Below are 18,657 nucleotides of genomic sequence, written 5' to 3'. Positions count from 1 at the left end.
ATCTTTCATATGTTTTATCCCGTATTAACTGTCCGTAAAAACCCGATTGGTGCTGGCTAATAATCAGTGGGGGATGGACAAAACCCCGCTGATTAAAGTTTCACTTTATTATACGTTGTCTAAAAGAAAAAAGGTAGTAAATGATAGGAATCTATTGACGAAAGAGTACCTATTGCGTAAAATATAATCTTGTTGCTTAAAAACGAATAACGTGGTTCGAAACCATCCCACGTAAAAAAACTAAGGAGATTTTGTTATGAATATAAGAACATTAGTCGGTAATGGTATTTTAGCGGCATTATATATTGCTGTTTCTATGCTTATTCAGCCATTTGGCTTTACGAGTGTACAGTTTCGTATTTCAGAGATGTTTAATCATCTCGTTGTATTCAATAAGAAAGCAATTTACGGGATTGTATTAGGTGTATTTTTAACAAATCTCTTTTTCTCACCTATGATCGCTTATGATTTAGTATTTGGAGTAGGGCAATCAATTCTTGCATTACTTGCAACTATTATTTCTATGCGCTTCATTAAAGGTGTTTGGGCTCGTATGATTTTTAATACAGTTATTTTTACAGTCACAATGTTTATGATAGCAATTGAACTTCATCTTGCATTTGATCTGCCATTTTTATTGACATGGCTAACTTGTGCAGTTGGTGAATTTGTTGTAATGGCGATCGGTATGCCTGTAATGTACTGGATTAATAAGCGAGTGCAATTTGAAAGATTTATGCAATAGAAGAAAGAGCTGTCCTTATATAGGATGGCTCTTTTTGTATGTGATTATATTGAATATAATAATGTGACTCTTGATAGAATATAATAAAATAAATATAAGAAGTCTTATAAAAGGGGAATCTAGTATGAAATATAAAATACATTGGTTGTATAAAACGAAGCGTGGTTTACAAACTGAATTAACAACAGATTATATGAACATAGAAGAAGTACTTCAATTTGCGGAGGATTTTGAGAAAACAGGAAGGGCGAAAGAACTGTTATTTTTCGATGAAATGGACGCGGAATGGTCATTAAAAGAAATGAAAAAACTGAGTAAGCAAGTGGAGGAAGAGCCTCAAGAAATTCAAGTTTATTTTGATGGTGGTTATGATGTACAGACGAAAGAAGCTGGGGTTGGTATATGTGTATACTATAAAAAAGGAAATACAAATTACCGAATTCGTCGCAATGCATACATAGAAGGCATATATGATAATAACGAAGCGGAGTATGCAGCATTATTATATGGGATGAATACACTCGAGGAATTAGGAATTAAATATGAAGCAGTTACACTTCGGGGAGATTCTCAAGTTGTACTGCAGCAATTAGCTGGTGAATGGCCTTGCTATGATGAACATTTAAATCATTACTTAGACCAAATTGAACAAAAAGCGAAGCACATGAAATTAAAGCTTATTTGTGAACCGATATCTAGAAAACAAAATAAAGAGGCACATCAATTAGCAACGCAAGCACTAGAAGGGACGGCAATTGACAGTCATAAAGAAATAACCGAATAGAGAGGTGCACACGTGAATAAAAAGCAACTCATTACAGAGGTAAATGACTTATTAGAAACGTATTGCGGAGGGTGTTTCCTGCAGGAACATAATCGGAAAAATCATAGTAAATACTATGCCCATTCTTTTTGTATACGGCAATGTACGGTTGGAGAGAAGTTGAAAAAGTATGGGGAGCAATTGTCATAAAAAAAACATCCAGAGAATTTTCTCTGGATGTTTTTTAGTGCTTCGCTTCGTGTAATTGATGCTCGCATTTACTTAATTTTTTTTCTTCATTCATTAGAAATGGCTCATCTAAATCCGTTGCAACGGATTTCATGATTTCAAGCTGAGAACGAGCCGATTCTACTGCAGTAGTGGCATGCTCTAATGTGTCTGGATCCATTGAAATTGTTGCAGAACCTACCATTTTTTGTGCAGTTTCTACACGGAATTTTACTTCTTCAAAATCATTTACATGTGACCCCATTGTTATTGCCTCCTTTGTATTTGGCGCATTTCACATAGTTTTTGCTCTGTAAAACGGAAATATACAAAGGAATAACAAAGGAGGTTACCAAGTAAGGTAACCTCCTGTCATATGTGGGATTAAAGTTTTGCTACGTTAGCAGCTTGAGGTCCACGGTTTCCTTCAGTAATGTCGAAAGATACTTCTTGACCTTCATCTAAAGCTTTGTATCCGTCGCTTTGAATAGCAGAGAAATGTACGAATACATCTTCAGAGCCTTCCATTTCGATAAATCCAAAACCTTTTTCATTGTTAAACCATTTTACTTTTCCTTGCATGTCACAATTCCTCCTAAAAACGATTCCTTTTTTCATTTAGTGAAATTCATTAAAAAATAATATAAATAAAAAATGCTATTTTCTTGAATATTCCGCTAAATGATTAATTTAAATATACATGAATTGGTAGAATTTAGTCAAGTGAGAGTTTTGAAAATTTTGTATTTTAAATTAATTATTTCTCGAATTTTTAAAAAGGTATAGGACAAGCCGAGTATGTAATATTCTTAAGTGAATGCTGTACATAATGAGGTGAAAGAATGGATGAGTCTTATTTATTAGATAATGAAGGGATGAAAAATAGAGTCGACATACCGAATTGGGTTGCAAAAGAATTTCATGATTTTTCGAGTGTCGTGTTAGAACCAACCTTCCCGTGTTATTTCGGTTTAACAGCATTGAAGAAGAATGAACTTCGTTATTCATTTCTCTCTCATAATGATTGGAGTCATTTGCCCAATACAATGTTAACTTTTTTGGAGCTAATGAAAGAGCGGCCGATTGTAAGAAGAGGATTTTTTCTTTTTGTGGAACCGGAATGTGAAGAAAAATCATTGGAATATTACCGTGATTACTTTTGGAAAGTACTACAGTATTTACATGAAAATGATAACCAAACATGGCCGAAGCAAATTCCAGCAGACCCTGACCATCATTTATGGGAATTTTCATTTGGTGGTGAACCAATATTTGCATTTGGGAATTCGCCAGCTTATAAACAGCGAAAGACTAGGCATTTAGGAAATTCTCTCGTTATTGGATTCCAGCCACGAACTATTTTCGATGGATTAGAAGGAGATCGTCCTAAAGGTTCGTATTCAAGACAAATGGTCCGTGAACGAGTTGAAAAGTGGGATCAGTTGCCGAAGCACCCTAACATTAGTCACTACGGTGATCCTAATCATCGTGAATGGAAACAATATTTCATAGGGGATGATATTGAGCCGATTAAAGGTAAATGTCCTTTTCATCATAGAGTAGAGAAATAAGAGCCATCAACTGGATGGCTCTTTTGCATATTTTGGATAAAAAAGGGTATTGTATTAGTGAATAATTTTTATGAAAGCTAGTCTATTTTCTATATTTGCATCATTACTTAATAGTAAAAGAAGTAGAAAGGATAGAGCGATGTTTGGAGCAATTATACAACAAATAGTATTAGGTATTTCATTAGCTGCACCTGTAGGTCCGATTAATATTGAAATGTTAAAACGAGGGATTGAACGTGGATTTTGGCATGCGTGGATTGTTGGAATCGGAGGAATGACTGCTGATATTTTGTTTATGCTTCTTATTTATTTCGGTTTATCTTCTGTGTTTATGTATACATATGTACAAGCTTTTATGTATTGCGCTGGTTTTTTCTTGTTGTTTTATTTAGGGTTTCAAAGTGTAAAACAAGGAATTTCTCACTCTAATATGGAATATAAACAAGAAGAGATAGGTGGACTTAAACAATCTTTTATGGCAGGATTTCTAATTGCGATATCCAATCCATTAAATCTCGTTTTTTGGTTTGGTATATACGGAAGTACACTTAGCTCGTTGCTTACAAAGGTAACGAAACAAGAAGCTTTTTTGTACAGTCTTTGCATTATTGTTGGTATTATTTTGTGGAATTTAAATATTGCTTTTTCTGTACATTTTGGAAGAACTTTATTAAAGAAAAAAGCACTTGGCTATATTACAGCCGGAGCAGGTATTATTTTAGTAGGATATTCTATCCATTTTGCATACAAAGCTTTACAGTTGTTCATATAAGATTGAAGGGGAGATTTTTATGTATCGAACCACTATTGACGGAAAAGAAATTATCATCACTTTAGCACCAAAAATCCGAAAAGAAATTACTGATAGGAATCCACTATATGAAGCGGTATTTAAAAATGCAGCAAGGTTACTGCAAACGAAACAACCAACGTTTGCGGTAAACCATGAAGTATTTGGGCTTATTATTGGAGAAGTACAAAGGGGTGAAGTAACAGTGTTTGCAGTAGAACACATTATCCCAAAGCAAAATATATTTGGTCCGAACACTTTTTTCTCGACAATAGAACAGCAGGCAAATTTGTAAAGTGAATAGAATAAGAATGAAATAGAAAAAAATGGTCGTAACGATATGTTGCGGCTGTTTTTGTGGAAAAGGGGGAAGTAAGATGAAGAGAGTGGTGAAAGAGTTTTTTTTACAACATGATATTGTTATTATGTATAGTGTTCTATTAATTTTTATTATTATTTTAAAAATGCAATTTTTCACATGGATTGGTATGTTAGCGTGTCTGTTTGGGATTGTTTTTTATACGCTTAACGAATATATGACACATCGTTTTTTATTCCATTTAAAGCCGCCTAAAAACGCACTTTTATTAAAAATGTTAAGAAGATTACATTATGATCATCACGTCTATCCAGATGATTTGAAACTTTTATTTTTGCCTGTATGGTTTAGTATACCTAGCTTTACTATATATTTACTTATATCATATGGTATTACAAAAAGTGTTACGGTTACACTTTCATTCGGAATCGGAATGATTATCATGCTCCTCGTTTATGAATGGAAACATTATATTGCACATAAACCGATTCGTCCCTTCACTAAGTTTGGAAGATGGCTAAAAAAACAGCACATATTACACCACTATAAAAATGAAAAGTTTTGGTTCGGAGTTTCAAATCCAGTATTCGATTTTATATTTGGAACGCTTAAAGATGGAAAAGACGTTGAATTAAGTGAAACAGCTCGTAATTTAGAAAAGGAGACAAAGACAGAAGTAGTGCGATAAGCACTACTTTTTTTATCCCGCTATTTGCGAGCAGTAAGACCCTCACCTCAAAATTCGGCGAATACGAAGAAGTTAGGTGGGAGTCGGTCTGCCCGTAACCCCCCCAGCTGATTAAAGTTTCACTTTATTCTGTTTTAACGGGAATAAAAGTTTAATCGAATCAATCAAATTTTATGTTAAAAAAGTATATTGAAAATTTAAGAGAAAATGACGAAAAATGTCTATCGAAAAATCTTTGCAGGAATGCACGGATTGTCTAAAATGAAAATAAGTTTCTGAATATTTGTAAGATTTATTCTTTTGGTATACAAGGGTAAATTGTATTTTAAGTTAAGAGAGGGGACCAGAGAATGAAACGAGATGATACGTCAGCACGTAAGTTACAAGGTGAGGTGAATTATACAGAAGTTGTTCAGTCTGAAGAGTTTCAATTGTTATTAAATACAAAAAAGAAGTTTATCATTCCGATGAGTATTTTCTTTTTAAGTTTTTTTATTACATTACCTATTTTAACATCGTATTCAAAGGTACTTAATACACCGGTATTTGGTGATGTTACATGGGCGTGGGTATTTGCTTTTGCGCAATTTATAATGACATGGGCATTATGTATGATTTATAGCAAAAAAGCAGAATCCTTTGATGAAATCTCGCAAAAAATTCTGCAAGATATGCAAAAAGGGAGGGGCTGACTTTGAACACAACCGCTTTTGCACTATTTTTAATTATCGTCCTCGGTACACTCGTTATAACCTATTTTGCATCGAAAAAAACGAAAAATGCGAGTGAATTTTATACGGCTGGCGGGGGATTAACTGGCTGGCAAAATGGTCTGGCTATTGCTGGGGATTACATGTCTGCTGCGTCATTTCTTGGCATCGCCGGAGCGATAGCTTTAACAGGATTTGATGGGTTCTTTTATAGTATAGGTTTCTTAGTTGCTTACTTAGTTGTATTGTACCTAGTTGCAGAACCGCTTAGAAATTTAGGGAAGTACACGTTAGCGGATATGATTGCGGCGCGTTTTGATGCGAAAAAGGTTCGCGGTATTGCAGCACTTAATACGATGACGATTTCAATTTTTTATATGATTGCACAATTAGTCGGTGCGGGTGCACTTATTAAATTATTATTAGGTATCGAATATACAACATCTGTATTAATCGTGGGTACACTTATGACTGTTTATGTTATTTTTGGAGGAATGACAGCTACAAGTTGGGTACAAATTGTAAAGGCTGTACTACTTATGGCAGGTACATTTATTATTTCTGTTATCGTTTTCTCCAAATTTAATTTCAGTGTGACAGAAATGTTCGCTCAAATGAAAACAGCTACTCCATTGAAGGAATCATTTTTAAATCCAGGAGTAAAGTATAAAGATGGTCTGGATACACTTTCTTTAAATTTAGGACTAGTTCTTGGTACGGCAGGATTACCGCATATTCTTGTCCGCTTTTTCACAGTACGTGATGCAAAAACAGCACGTCAATCAGTAGTGTACGCTACGTGGTTAATTGGAGCATTTTATATTATGACGATTTTCTTAGGATTTGGTGCGGCGGCTTTTGTAGGGAATGAGGCAATTATTCAAGCAAATCCAGCCGGTAATATGGCAGCACCGTTATTAGCTAAAGCGTTAGGTGGCGATTTCTTATTCGCATTCGTATCGGCGATTGCTTTTGCAACAATTTTAGCTGTAGTAGCAGGTCTTGTATTAACAGCGGCTTCCGCATTTGCTCATGATTTTTATAACGAGATTATTTGCAAAGGAAAATCAACGGAAAAAGAACAAGTTTCAATGGCTCGTTATGCGTCTATTGGAGTAGCGATAGTATCTATTATACTTGCTTTATTTGCGCAAACATTAAACGTAGCATTTTTAGTATCACTAGCATTTGCAGTTGCAGCGAGTGCAAATTTACCAGTTATATTATTTACAATATATTGGAAGCGCTTTAATACAACGGGTGCAATTTGTGGTATGATCGTTGGTCTTGTATCAGCAATTGTTCTTGTTGGGTTAAGTCCAAACGTTTGGAATCCTGTGGTAGGGAAAGCTATATTTGTTGGAGAGGCGATATTCCCATATACGACACCTGGAATTGTTTCTATTCCGCTTGGATTCCTTGCAGCATATTTAGGAACTGTTTTCTCTAGTAAGAAAGAAGATGCAGCAAAGTTTGATGAAATTCTTGTGAAATCCAATACTGGTCATGGTATTAGTGATGCTTCTTCACATTAAAAAAAGAGGAGCTTTTCGAATTAAAAGAAAAGCTCCTCTTTCTTTTGGCATTTTCTTATAAATATTACTTTATTTTTGGTAGGATTTGTCTTGTGTTTGTGGAATGAAAATAGGCAGGGAGAAATTTAACTCATTATGGCACCAGCGCAGCTTTGTGAAAAATAAGTTGTTATGGAAGGTGGAAGAAATGATGAAGACAAAACAAACCGATGAATTATTAGCAAAAGATGAGCAATATGTTTGGCATGGAATGCGTCCCTTTAGCCCGAGTAGTACAATGGTAGGGGCAAAAGCAGAAGGGTGCTGGGTTGAAGATATAAAGGGGAAAAGATACTTAGACGGTATGAGTGGCCTTTGGTGTGTAAATAGCGGATATGGAAGAAAAGAGCTCGCAGAGGCAGCTTATAAACAATTGCAAACATTATCATACTTTCCGATGTCACAATCACATGAACCAGCAATTAAGCTCGCTGAAAAGTTAAACGAGTGGCTTGGTGGAGAGTATGTTATTTTCTTTTCTAATAGTGGATCAGAAGCGAATGAAACAGCTTTTAAAATAGCAAGACAATATTATGCTCAAAAAGGTGAACCGCATCGTTACAAATTTATGTCACGTTATCGTGGTTATCACGGAAATACAATGGCAACGATGGCGGCAACTGGCCAAGCACAGCGTAGATACCAATATGAGCCATTTGCTTCAGGGTTTTTACATGTAACGCCTCCAGATTGTTACCGTATGCCAGAAATGGAATCGCAAAATATTTATGATGTAGAATGCGTAAAAGAAGTAGATCGTGTTATGACATGGGAATTAAGTGAAACGATAGCAGCATTTATTATGGAGCCAATTATTACAGGCGGAGGTATTTTAATGCCGCCACAAGACTATATGAAAGCTGTTCATGAAACATGTCAAAAACACGGAGCACTACTTATAAGTGATGAGGTTATTTGTGGTTTCGGGCGTACAGGAAAAGCATTTGGGTTTATGAATTATGACGTTAAGCCTGATATCGTTACGATGGCCAAAGGTATTACGAGCGCATACTTACCATTATCAGCAACAGCTGTGAAAAAAGAAATTTATGAGGCATTTAAAGGAACAGGAGAATATGAATTCTTCCGCCATATTAATACATTTGGTGGAAATCCAGCGGCTTGTGCATTAGCGCTTAAAAACTTAGAGATTATGGAAAATGAAAATTTAATTGAGCGCTCTGCCCAAATGGGTTCACTTTTATTAAATCAATTAAAAGAAGAAATCGGAGAACATCCACTTGTTGGGAATATTAGAGGAAAAGGTCTACTAGTTGGAATCGAACTAGTAAATGATAAAGCGACGAAAGAGCCAATTGATAACGACAAAATTGCAAGTGTTGTAAATGCTTGTAAAGAAAAAGGTTTAATTATAGGACGAAACGGCATGACAACAGCAGGATATAATAACGTCTTAACATTAGCACCACCGCTTGTTATTTCAAGTGAAGAAATTGCTTTTATTGTTGGAACGGTGAAGACAGCGATGGAACGTATTTAATAAATAGAACGAGAGGAGCGAGCTGTAATATAAGGCTCGCTTTTGTTTACTAGGAGGAGCTTTTAATGGAGAAATATGATCCTAACAAACATTATCACATCGGATATTATGAAGATGGGTATGATTTAGAAATAACAGCTTACAAAAGAATAAATGAACCAGTTTGGGATGCTTATATTCCACGATATGAGGCAGACGATTTTTATAAAAAGGTGGAGAAAATGAAGCTAGGTGAATATATAGATGACTATGGCATAAAAGTATATTCATTTCGTGATGATATCGATGATGAAGAAGCACGAACTATTTTTGAAAAATGGTTGAAAACGAATGGAATTGTTTAAAGAGAACATGAAAAAGGAGATTGCTATCTTATAAGATAGCAATCTCCTTTTATTATAGTAAATTTATTTACTTGCTTTCATTGCTTTATCTTTTGCACCAAAAGTGTATTTTAACATTGGTGGTGTAATCATCGTAGTTAAAATAACGACAATAACGACTGCTGTAAAGTAATCTTGTGCTAATAGGCCAGAAGAAAGTCCTGTTCCTGCGATGATAAGTGCAACTTCACCACGAGAAACCATACCAGCACCGATAATTGCAGAAGACTTTGCATCAAATCCAGTCATTCGTGCACCGAATCCACAACCGATTAGTTTTGTGAAGACAGCGATTACTGTTAATGCTAAAATGAACCAAATTTGATCACCGATACCGTCAAATGTAATATTCATACCGATACTAACGAAGAATACTGGCACGAACATAGCATAAGCGATTGGTTCTACTTTCTTTTCTACTTCATGTTTGTAGTTCGTTTGAGAAATAGCGATACCAGCTGCGAAAGCACCGATAATACCAGCAATTCCTAATAGTTCGCCGAAATATGCGAATGAGAAACAGATGATAAGTGCTGCGCTAACGATAGACTCCGATACGCGTAGTGGTGATAACCAACGCATAATTGCTGGAACACCTTTCCATCCGATTAAAATAATAGAAGCAAAGAATACTACTTTCTTCAAGATAACCATTGTTAGATTCACATCATCTGTACCTAAGAAGCTCATTGCGAATGCTAATAAAATAACAACAAGAATGTCATCAAATACAGCTGCTCCAAGCATTGTTGTACTTTCACGTGTTTTCATCTTACCTAAATCGCGAAGTGTTTGAACGGAAATACTAACACTTGTCGCACATAGAAGTAATCCTAAAAAGACAGCGTTCCCTTGTTCCATGCCCATAACAAGACCGGCAACGTAACCACCTACGAATGGAAGAACGATACCTCCAATTGCGACTGCTAAAGAAGAATTACGGTTTTCATTTAATTCTTTTAAGTCTGTTTCAAGTCCAGCCATAAACATTAAAAGAATAACCCCGACATTACTTAATTGCGTTAGAAGTTCTGAATTCTCAATCCAACCTAATAAAGCTGGACCGATAACGATACCGACAATTAATTTACCCAGTACAGAAGGTTGACCTAATCTAACACTAAGGTCACCAGCGAGCTTTGTACTTAATAAAATAAGTGCAATTTGAAAGAAAAATTCGAATTCCATTTAATCCGCTCCTTATCATTCATATTTTTATTATACGATTTCTCGGAATTTGCCTAATGAAAATATGTAAAAACCCATTAAACAAAGGATCTCATTACAGGTTCTTTTGAACTTGTAATTTGAACCTGTAATTAATATATAATAAAATTTATTAAAAATCAATGAAAAAATAGCAGATTTTCATGATAGGATTCGATTTAGGTATGGAGGGAATCACTATATAATAAGAAGAAATAAGGCTACATTTATAATGAATTGGAGAAGGGCATATGTTATTAAATAAACGTTTTACAATTGGAGAAATGGCAAAAATGCATAATATAGCGGAATCTACATTACGCTACTATGATGAAAAAGGAATTTTTCATCCGTCCATTGTGGACGCGCAAACGAATTATCGCTATTACACAATCGATCAGTTTTCACTATTAGATACGATTAAATTTTTACGCCAATTGAATATCCCGTTAAAGGAAATAAAGAAATATATTGATGAACGAAATCCATCTTATGCGCTGAGTTTACTTGAAAAACAACAAGAAATGATGCTGAAAAAGCAAAGAGAAATCGAGTATGCTTTGGCAAAAATGGAACATAAAATCCATTTAATGAAGAAAGCGACGAAATCAGAAGCGAATCAAATTATTTATAAAAAGATACTGAAGCGAAAAATAACAGCAATTGCAGTTGCACCTAATACAACGGATGATATGTTTGAATATTATATCCATTCGCTACAAAAAAATATGAAGCAAATTGATAATAGTTTATTCTCTGGAGATATCGGTGTAACAGTTTCCAAAAAAGCATTACTTCAAAATGAGTTTCAAGCATATAACAGTGTGTTTATTTTATTGGATTACATGCCTTTTCAATTGCATACTTCAGATGAAATAAAAGAAGGGATATTTGCTTGTTCTTATCACCATGGACCATATGAAGAAACAGACGCAACGTATACGAAATTATTAAAGCACATTGATAACGAAGGATACGAAGTATGCGGAGATGCGCTTGAGCTTGCGTTAATTGATTGGTCTGTAACAGAAAACCCGAAGGAGCAAGTAACGGAAATTCAAATACCTGTTGTTAAAAAATAAATAAAAAATAGGCTTATATATTTTTCGATTCTCTATTGACCTTCAAGTAACTTGAAGGTTTAAACTGTGAACAGAGCATTGAAAAAGGAGCATTTATATGATGGAGACAACAGAAAAATTAAGAGAAAAACCAATTAAAAGTTTATTTATTACGTATTTAATACCAGCTGTTCTTGGGATGGTATTAATGTCGGTTAATATTGTGATTGATGCGGTCATGATTAGTAGAGGAGTTGGAGCGAACGGTTTGGCTGGAGTAAACGTAGCTATTCCAGCATTTTCAATTTTCTTTTCTATTTCATTATGGATTGGAATGGGTGGAGCAACGTTATATTCCATTGCACTAGGGGAAAATAAACTGGAAAGAGCAAGGTCTATTTTTACTCAATCTATGACAGTGGCAGTTATTATCGTAGGTGTTTTAGCGGCTATTTGCTTATGGAGAATAGAAGATTTAGCATATCTATTCGGTGCAAATGAAGTGATTTTGCCATATGCGTTAGACTATTTACAAGTGTTATTAACATTTGGGATGATATACGTTTTAGAAAATATTTTAAGTACATTTATACGAAATGACGGAAATCCTAATTTAGCAATGGCAGGTCTTGTCGTAACAGCTGTATTGAACATTATCTTTGACTATATCTTTATCTTTATCTTTGGATGGGGCGTAACAGGTGCTGCCTCAGCAACTATTCTTTCGGCGGCAATTGGTTTCCTTGTGTTATTAACTCACTTCTTTAGAAAAAGTAGTGTATTAAAATGGACGAAATTCCATTTTGAATGGGACACGGTTAAACAAATTATGGTGATTGGTTTCCCAAGCTTTACAGCAGAAAGTACAGTTGCAATTGTAACAATCGGTTTTAACATTGCGTTCGTTCAATATGCAGGAGAACTAGGTGTAGCTTCTTATGCAATGGTGAATAGTATTCATGCAATGACATTACTATTATTTTTCGGTGTTGGAGCAGCGTTACAACCAATTGCTAGTTTCCATTACGGTGCAAATTTATCAGAAAGATTGCGTGAAGGATTGCAGTTCGCTGTAAAAATTGCAGTGGTACTCGGAGGCATTGCAATTGTTATCGGTTTATTCTTCGGGAAATATATTATAGGTTTATTTGATGTTCAATCGCCAGAACTATTGGAGTTAACGTTAACAGGTATTAGTTTATTCTTTATTCAATATATATTTTTAGGATATAACATTGTATATGGAGAGTACTTCCAATCAGTGCGACAAACGAAAAAATCAGTACTTATAATAATGAGCCGAGGCTTACTATTTGTTATCCCATTGTTATGGATTATGCCAAAAGTATTTGGTATAAACGGAATTTGGCTCGTTATGCCAGTAGCAGAAGTATTGACAGCCATTATCGTATTTACGATGAATCGTATGAAACATCCTGTACCGTTAAACATGAAGAGAGAGAAAGAAGCAATATAGTGAAGAAAATCCCCTTGAACAAGTAAGGGGATTTTTTTATTCTTTTAAACTAATCGCAAAAGATCCATCTGTCTCCTGAACAGAAGCGAAAGCAACGTTTTTAATATTTGTAACGCCTTTCTCCTGTAACTCTCTATGTAACCACTTTTCGTTTTTATGGATTAACTTTAAGTTATCGTATTGAATTTGTGAATCAACGATAAGAGCAATTGGTAACCCTGCATACTTAACATCTATATTCATATCTTTTGGAGTCAATGGTACGAGTTCTCTCTTTGGCAAAATACTTATAGATCCATTTGATTCTAAAATTGCATATTCAATTTCATGAACACTCGGATATCCTGCGACGCGAAGGTTAGAAAGCAATTCAGGGATCGGATATCTACTTTTTTGTAAGTTCTCAAAAATAATATCACCATGTTTAATTAAAATAATGGGGTGTCCGAGAATAAAACGATTTAGTTTGTTGAGTAGGCTTAATTTTGTAAGAAGCAAATGCAAACATGTAATAACGACCATACCGAGAAATGCTTGTAAAGCACCAGCGACTGGTATGGCTTGAAAAGCTAAATAAGATAAAAAGATAATAGCCCCAAAATCATGAGGAGTTAGTTGTGCTAATGCAGATTTACCAAGTAGCTTAAGTGATAGTAAAAATAAGATAAAAAAGAATGATACGTTACATAAAAAGAGAAGCAATAGGGACACTCCTTCGTGCGAAGTTGTACTTACTATTCCCAAAGATATGATTAATATTACTTTAGAGGGGAATTTATGCTGAATTGGAATTTATCTGTATACAAATGAATCAGTGGATATTATGATAAATAAATAGAAAAAATAGGAGTATATATGAATGTTAAAGAAAAAGATTATAAAGTATAGTGTAGTAATCTTAATGCTTGGTGCTGTTTATACAGGTTTTTTGCAATATAATATTTATAAGTATGGACATATGAAAGCGCCTGATGATGCTGATTACATTATTGTACTCGGATCGAAAGTAAATGGAACGAAACCGTCTTATTCATTGCAATATCGTATTGATAAAGCAGCTGAGTATTTAAAATCACATGATAAAACAATTGCTATCGTATCTGGAGGCCAAGGAAAAGGTGAAGATATTACAGAAGCATTAGCGATGAAACAAGGATTAATGAAACAAAATATTGCAGAAGACCGCATTATAATGGAAGACCGTTCGACGAGCACAGATGAAAATATTAAATTCTCAAAACCGTTAATTCCGGACAATATGAAAAAAGGAATGATTGTAACAAACGATTTTCATATGTTCCGAGCAAAAAAGATTGCAGAAAAACAAGGATTGACATTAGAAGGTCTGCCGGCAAAAACACCGAAACCAATTATTATTCAATCGAACGTTCGAGAATATTTAGCAATCACACAATATTGGTTATTAAATCGAATATAATCAACTTGAATCCCACCTGAACTTTCAGGTGGGATTTCCATTAAGGTAAATCTTACAAATGTGTCATCTTAATGAAAGGTAAAGCGATAGTTTCTAAAGTGGTTTCCTGACATAATGAAGGTAACAAAAAACATTAGAGGTGAATCGTATGAAAGGGAATAATATATTATCTTCACTTTGTTACTTTAGTATCTTTTTTGCACCATTTTTACTGCCAATTATCGTGTACTTCGTTGCGGAAGATGAAGTGAAATATCATGCGAAAAAAGCATTTTGGTCACATATTTTCCCATACGCAATTTTATTTGGAGGATTAGCACTATCAGGAGTATACGGTTTAAGTTTCAATCAGTCTGAGAGCGTTGGAATTGGGATGGTTATAACGTATGCAGTGTTTATTCTTGTAGGGATTTACTACTTCATTTGGAATATTGTTAAAGGTATTAAAGTATTGAAAGCAGCTTAATCAGAATTGCATAACAGCATATAAATCTGTTGTTATTTGTTAATAAGTCGATATCCCTTGTCGAAACGTCGATATATTTAAATTACCGTTAATATAATTTTATTTACCGTATTAATAGAGAATAAAAAAAGATCAATTCACAAAGAATTGCTCTTTTTTTGCTTATAAGTTGTGAATAATGAAAAAGATATGTTAATTTTTCATTAGGAAGAGAAAAAAGGAGTGATTTTCATGAATGAGATGATACATAAAATGGAGCAACACGTTTCAGTTCGTAAATATAAAGAAGAACCAATTTCAAAAGAGATAGTAGAAAGAATGGTGCAAGCTGCTCAGCATGCGGCTTCCTCACATTTTGTACAGGCGTATTCTCTTATATATGTAACAGATCGAGAACTAAAGGCTAAACTAGCTGAGTTATCCGGGAATCGTCACGTGAAAGACTGCGCAGCATTCTTTGTTTGTTGTGCAGACTTAAAGCGACTTGAAATGGCATGTGAAAAACATGGTACAGAGATAAAACATGAAGGAGTGGAAGACTTTATCGTGGCGACGGTAGATGCTTCACTTTTTGCGCAAAACTTAGCACTTGCAGCTGAATCGTTAGGATACGGCATTTGTTATATTGGCGGAATTCGTAATAACCCGAAAGAAGTGAGTGAATTGCTTCATTTACCGGATAAAGTATATCCGGTATTCGGAATGACAGTTGGCGTACCAGATGAAGATCATGGAGTTAAGCCACGTTTACCGGTAGCGGCCATTCTTCATGAAAATGGATACGATGAAAAGAAATATGATGAATTATTAAACGAATATGATGAAACGATGAATGCGTATTACAAAGAAAGATCGTCAAATCAAAAAAACGTAACATGGACGGAATCCATGAGCACATTTATGTCAAAAGAGAAGAGAATGCATATGAAAGAGTTTTTAAGTGAGAAAGGATTAAATAGAAAATGATTGAAAAGACAAACCTGAGGTGTGGGTTTGTCTTTTTTTGGAGGAGAAATGTATTATGTTTGCTATCATATACATAGAAATAAAAATTAATAAATTTTTACAAAAGTGATAGAAAATGAGAATGAAATGCCAATAGTAAGTAAAAGCAGCTGCTAAAGGGGAACTGAGGAAGGAAGATGTTTATGATTTTCGATTCTGAAGAGGATTTAATTATAGCTATGAAAAAACATGATCAAGATGCTTTGAAAGAAGTCATTGATCAATATGGAAAATTAGTTTTATACATTATTCATAAATCATTAAGTCCCCCTATTGAGAAACGATATGTGGATGATTGTTATAACGATGTATTTACTGTCATCTGGTTTAATATCGACCAATTTGATATAGAAAAGGGAAACTTAAAATCTTGGATGATTGGGATTACTAATTGTAAACTGACAATAAAGTTATTTAATTTAAAAACTTAAAACACGTATAACCCCGTTCTGATTTTAAGACGGGGTTAAAATAAATTTGTTTAATTTTTGATGTGAAATACTCCACTGCATTTAAAAATACAACAATAATTTCGTTTAAATCTATTTATTATTGCACAATTTAAAGCACCTTTTATCTTGAAAAACGTATTTATAATACATCCAAACTTTCAAGTAAAAGATAAATACCTGTACAACTCAAAAGGATATATGTAAATATTTTGAAAATCCGTTGATTAAGCCATTTGAAAATAATTTGGCCTATAAACAAACCTAGAAATATGATTGGAATTGCATAAAAACTTGATTCCCAAATTGTTTTGTTCGTTCCAGTAAAGAGTATTTGAGTTATGAGACTAATGGAATATATAAACAGATAAAAAGCCAAAGTAGTTGCTCTCAACTTCTCTTTTTCAGTATTGGTTCCTGAAAAGTAAAGTAGCAGGGGAGGCCCTGGCATACCGATACTTGTCGTTAAAAGACCTGATAATCCACCAACTAAAAAATCCCTAGATCTTGTTGATTTAATCTTAAAGTTGCATATCAGCAGCAATGTTAAGATTAAGAGCAGGATGCTAACTGCTAATTTAAAAACATTTATGTCGATGGAAATGAAAATTAAAATACCAAAAGGTACACCAACTATACTTCCAAAAGTTAATCTTTTCAGTAGAATAAAGTCAATGTCCATTCTTATTTTCCAAATGAGTGATATTGAAATAATTAATGATAAAATAATGTTTATTTGTATAGCTTCTTGTGGTAAGAATAACATTAGTAAGAAAGGTGTTGCCATTATGGAAAAGCCAAAACCTGTACTTGTTTGCAAAACAGAAGCCACTAATATAATACATATGAAAATTAATGTAGTCCCCAAAATAGCCCCCTATTTAATCAATTCCGCTAACTATGTTAAAACTACATTTTAACATAAATATTTAGTTTCCTCTCAAATAGTGTTTAAGTATATAGCGCTTTAACGAAATAACATAACTAACATTTTCAAACGATTGTATTGTTACTCAACACTAATGAATGAGATCAAATAAAAATTAACGGTGAGTTATTAATTATCAATGGATTCTTCACTAAGTTCCCCACGATAAAACAAGAAAAGCCATATAAAACTAACACAAATACAGCATATAGCTAACAGGCTACCAATCACTTGAGGAGAAAGGATTTCTAAAAGCCATCCTGTAATAAACATAGATAACTGAATAAGCGATCCGTAGATGGAATAATGAAATGAAAAAACTTTACCAATCATGTTTTCTTGCGTATACGTTTGTAGTAATGTCGTATCAAGTGGAACGATGATTCCTCCTGCTATACGCATACAGAGTAATGTAATGATACCGATAATAAGTTGATCGGATAGAATGAATCCGAGAAAGAAAATTCCTTGTAGTAAATAGGCCCAACCAAATGCTCTTTTCATTTTGTCTTCATTTTTAGACATATAAAGATTAACGAGGAGACTGCCAATCATAAGTCCAGCCCCTTGAACCGCATATAAAATACCAATGTTAGTGTGGAAGATTCTTTCGGCATAGATTGTTAGAAGTAACTGATAGGCACCTCCAATAATGCCCCATGAAATGCCGACAAGAATTAATGTTAAAATAATTTTGCTTTGTAATATGTATGTATAACCATCTTTTATATCAGTAAAAAATGCTTTTTTCGTGGTAAAAGTATCACGAGCAGGAATACTCATTTTATAAATAATATAGGCTGAAATAAAGTATGATAGGCTATTAATAAAAAAGGCAATCTCGATACTTAAAGATTGTGCAATGAGCCCACCTAAAGAAGCTCCCATAATAGACATAAAACCATTGATTGTACTAGAAAGAGAGTTAGCGGTTACGAAATGCTTTTGATGTACGATATTTTTTAGAGTTGATTGCTTAGCAGGCTCGAATAAGCAAGAGAGTACTGATAAGCATATATTAGAAACGAAAATAATTTCAATTTTGTAGAATGCTAATAAATAAGTGAGGACGATAATTCCTCGTAAAATATCGGTAAAAATCATAATTTTCTTTTTTGAAAAACGGTCTACAATTCCGCCTATGAATGGGCTCAGAAGAAGTTGAGGTAACCCTTTGCTCATAAAGGTGAGTGCTAACATAAATGAAGATTCTGTTATGCTATAGACGAGTGTTAATAAAGCGACAGTATGAAACCAATCCCCAAGTACACTTAATGTTTGACCATAAAATAGTTTTTTAAAGTTTTTATTTGTTCTAAGAAGTGTGGAATAAGAAACTGATTGCACTGACATAA

Annotated in this window: 22 protein-coding genes, 1 pseudogene and 1 riboswitch; of the genes and pseudogenes, 17 read left to right on the top strand and 6 right to left on the bottom strand. The window is 34.1% G+C overall.

Going from position 1 to position 18,657, the window contains the following annotated elements:
* Positions 1 to 205: 205 nt before the first annotated feature.
* Positions 206 to 250: riboswitch (PreQ1 riboswitch) on the top strand.
* A gap of 6 nt (positions 251 to 256) precedes the next feature.
* The 3 genes from MKX77_RS16145 to MKX77_RS16135 all read left to right on the top strand — a co-directional run bounded on the left by MKX77_RS16145 (position 257) and on the right by MKX77_RS16135 (position 1,718).
* Positions 257 to 745, top strand: coding sequence for a QueT transporter family protein (locus MKX77_RS16145; protein ID WP_002011909.1), 489 nt, complete (start codon positions 257 to 259; stop codon positions 743 to 745).
* A 124-nt stretch (positions 746 to 869) separates the two neighbouring features.
* Complete coding sequence (locus MKX77_RS16140) at positions 870 to 1,529, top strand: ribonuclease H family protein (protein WP_341307222.1); 660 nt, start codon at positions 870 to 872, stop codon at positions 1,527 to 1,529.
* 12 nt (positions 1,530 to 1,541) lie between these two features.
* Entirely contained in the window at positions 1,542 to 1,718 is a 177-nt protein-coding gene (locus MKX77_RS16135; RefSeq protein ID WP_081338087.1) for a zinc-finger domain-containing protein, read from the top strand.
* Positions 1,719 to 1,752: 34 nt separating this feature from the next.
* On the opposite strand, the gene MKX77_RS16130 is transcribed toward MKX77_RS16135, so the two are convergent.
* Entirely contained in the window at positions 1,753 to 2,001 is a 249-nt protein-coding gene (locus MKX77_RS16130; RefSeq protein WP_002011905.1) for a DUF2564 family protein, read from the bottom strand.
* Positions 2,002 to 2,120: 119 nt separating this feature from the next.
* Positions 2,121 to 2,318, bottom strand: coding sequence for a cold shock-like protein CspB (gene cspB / locus MKX77_RS16125; protein ID WP_215555826.1), 198 nt, complete (start codon positions 2,316 to 2,318; stop codon positions 2,121 to 2,123).
* Positions 2,319 to 2,578: 260 nt separating this feature from the next.
* Between cspB and MKX77_RS16120 the strand changes: the two genes are divergently transcribed.
* The 8 genes from MKX77_RS16120 (at position 2,579) to MKX77_RS16085 (ending at position 9,233) form a co-directional block, all read left to right on the top strand.
* On the top strand, positions 2,579 to 3,307 hold the full coding sequence (locus MKX77_RS16120) for a YqcI/YcgG family protein (protein ID WP_341307221.1): 729 nt from the start codon (positions 2,579 to 2,581) through the stop codon (positions 3,305 to 3,307).
* Between the two features lie 139 nt (positions 3,308 to 3,446).
* Positions 3,447 to 4,079 carry a LysE family transporter gene (locus tag MKX77_RS16115; RefSeq protein ID WP_002030886.1) on the top strand — a complete coding sequence of 211 codons (633 nt, stop codon included), beginning with the start codon at positions 3,447 to 3,449 and terminating at the stop codon, positions 4,077 to 4,079.
* Between the two features lie 19 nt (positions 4,080 to 4,098).
* Positions 4,099 to 4,392, top strand: coding sequence for a hypothetical protein (locus MKX77_RS16110; RefSeq protein ID WP_002011898.1), 294 nt, complete (start codon positions 4,099 to 4,101; stop codon positions 4,390 to 4,392).
* Positions 4,393 to 4,474: 82 nt separating this feature from the next.
* Positions 4,475 to 5,104, top strand: coding sequence for a sterol desaturase family protein (locus MKX77_RS16105; RefSeq protein WP_341307220.1), 630 nt, complete (start codon positions 4,475 to 4,477; stop codon positions 5,102 to 5,104).
* Between the two features lie 350 nt (positions 5,105 to 5,454).
* Positions 5,455 to 5,796, top strand: coding sequence for a DUF485 domain-containing protein (locus MKX77_RS16100; protein ID WP_341307219.1), 342 nt, complete (start codon positions 5,455 to 5,457; stop codon positions 5,794 to 5,796).
* 2 nt (positions 5,797 to 5,798) lie between these two features.
* Positions 5,799 to 7,349 carry a solute symporter family protein gene (locus MKX77_RS16095; protein ID WP_215555830.1) on the top strand — a complete coding sequence of 517 codons (1,551 nt, stop codon included), beginning with the start codon at positions 5,799 to 5,801 and terminating at the stop codon, positions 7,347 to 7,349.
* A gap of 190 nt (positions 7,350 to 7,539) precedes the next feature.
* Positions 7,540 to 8,889: an aspartate aminotransferase family protein gene (locus tag MKX77_RS16090; protein ID WP_341307218.1), complete on the top strand. Its 1,350-nt coding sequence runs from the start codon at positions 7,540 to 7,542 to the stop codon at positions 8,887 to 8,889.
* 65 nt (positions 8,890 to 8,954) lie between these two features.
* Positions 8,955 to 9,233, top strand: coding sequence for a DUF3986 family protein (locus tag MKX77_RS16085; RefSeq protein WP_341307217.1), 279 nt, complete (start codon positions 8,955 to 8,957; stop codon positions 9,231 to 9,233).
* Positions 9,234 to 9,296: 63 nt separating this feature from the next.
* Here the strand turns inward: MKX77_RS16085 and MKX77_RS16080 are convergent, their stop codons facing one another.
* A complete protein-coding gene (locus MKX77_RS16080) occupies positions 9,297 to 10,460 on the bottom strand; it encodes a cation:proton antiporter (protein ID WP_341307216.1) in 1,164 nt (387 codons plus the stop codon).
* A gap of 269 nt (positions 10,461 to 10,729) precedes the next feature.
* Between MKX77_RS16080 and MKX77_RS16075 the strand changes: the two genes are divergently transcribed.
* Both MKX77_RS16075 and MKX77_RS16070 read left to right on the top strand, forming a co-directional pair.
* A complete protein-coding gene (locus tag MKX77_RS16075) occupies positions 10,730 to 11,560 on the top strand; it encodes a MerR family transcriptional regulator (protein ID WP_341307215.1) in 831 nt (276 codons plus the stop codon).
* A 100-nt stretch (positions 11,561 to 11,660) separates the two neighbouring features.
* Entirely contained in the window at positions 11,661 to 13,016 is a 1,356-nt protein-coding gene (locus tag MKX77_RS16070) for an MATE family efflux transporter (protein WP_341307974.1), read from the top strand.
* A gap of 36 nt (positions 13,017 to 13,052) precedes the next feature.
* On the opposite strand, the gene MKX77_RS16065 is transcribed toward MKX77_RS16070, so the two are convergent.
* Positions 13,053 to 13,718 carry a DUF421 domain-containing protein gene (locus MKX77_RS16065; RefSeq protein ID WP_215555834.1) on the bottom strand — a complete coding sequence of 222 codons (666 nt, stop codon included), beginning with the start codon at positions 13,716 to 13,718 and terminating at the stop codon, positions 13,053 to 13,055.
* Positions 13,719 to 13,875: 157 nt separating this feature from the next.
* On the opposite strand from MKX77_RS16065, the gene MKX77_RS16060 reads away from it, so the two are divergent.
* The 4 genes and pseudogenes from MKX77_RS16060 to MKX77_RS16045 form a co-directional block, all read left to right on the top strand.
* Entirely contained in the window at positions 13,876 to 14,454 is a 579-nt protein-coding gene (locus tag MKX77_RS16060; protein ID WP_341307214.1) for a YdcF family protein, read from the top strand.
* 148 nt (positions 14,455 to 14,602) lie between these two features.
* On the top strand, positions 14,603 to 14,920 hold the full coding sequence (locus tag MKX77_RS16055; RefSeq protein ID WP_002158508.1) for a DUF4870 domain-containing protein: 318 nt from the start codon (positions 14,603 to 14,605) through the stop codon (positions 14,918 to 14,920).
* Positions 14,921 to 15,151: 231 nt separating this feature from the next.
* Positions 15,152 to 15,886 carry an oxygen-insensitive NADPH nitroreductase gene (gene nfsA / locus MKX77_RS16050; RefSeq protein WP_341307213.1) on the top strand — a complete coding sequence of 245 codons (735 nt, stop codon included), beginning with the start codon at positions 15,152 to 15,154 and terminating at the stop codon, positions 15,884 to 15,886.
* A 176-nt stretch (positions 15,887 to 16,062) separates the two neighbouring features.
* Positions 16,063 to 16,323, top strand: a pseudogene (locus MKX77_RS16045) (sigma-70 family RNA polymerase sigma factor); the annotation flags it as partial.
* Between the two features lie 193 nt (positions 16,324 to 16,516).
* Here MKX77_RS16045 and MKX77_RS16040 read toward each other — a convergent pair.
* Together MKX77_RS16040 and MKX77_RS16035 are read right to left on the bottom strand one after the other, a co-directional pair.
* Positions 16,517 to 17,242 carry a sulfite exporter TauE/SafE family protein gene (locus tag MKX77_RS16040; RefSeq protein ID WP_341307212.1) on the bottom strand — a complete coding sequence of 242 codons (726 nt, stop codon included), beginning with the start codon at positions 17,240 to 17,242 and terminating at the stop codon, positions 16,517 to 16,519.
* A 189-nt stretch (positions 17,243 to 17,431) separates the two neighbouring features.
* Positions 17,432 to 18,655, bottom strand: coding sequence for an MFS transporter (locus tag MKX77_RS16035; RefSeq protein WP_341307211.1), 1,224 nt, complete (start codon positions 18,653 to 18,655; stop codon positions 17,432 to 17,434).
* Positions 18,656 to 18,657 lie beyond the last annotated feature (2 nt).

The sequence above is a fragment of the Bacillus sp. FSL R9-9410 genome (genome assembly GCF_038050385.1).
GTDB lineage: Bacteria > Bacillota > Bacilli > Bacillales > Bacillaceae_G > Bacillus_A > Bacillus_A cereus_U.
Note: the sequence above shows the minus strand (reverse complement) of the source record. Positions and strands in the feature narration are given on the sequence as shown.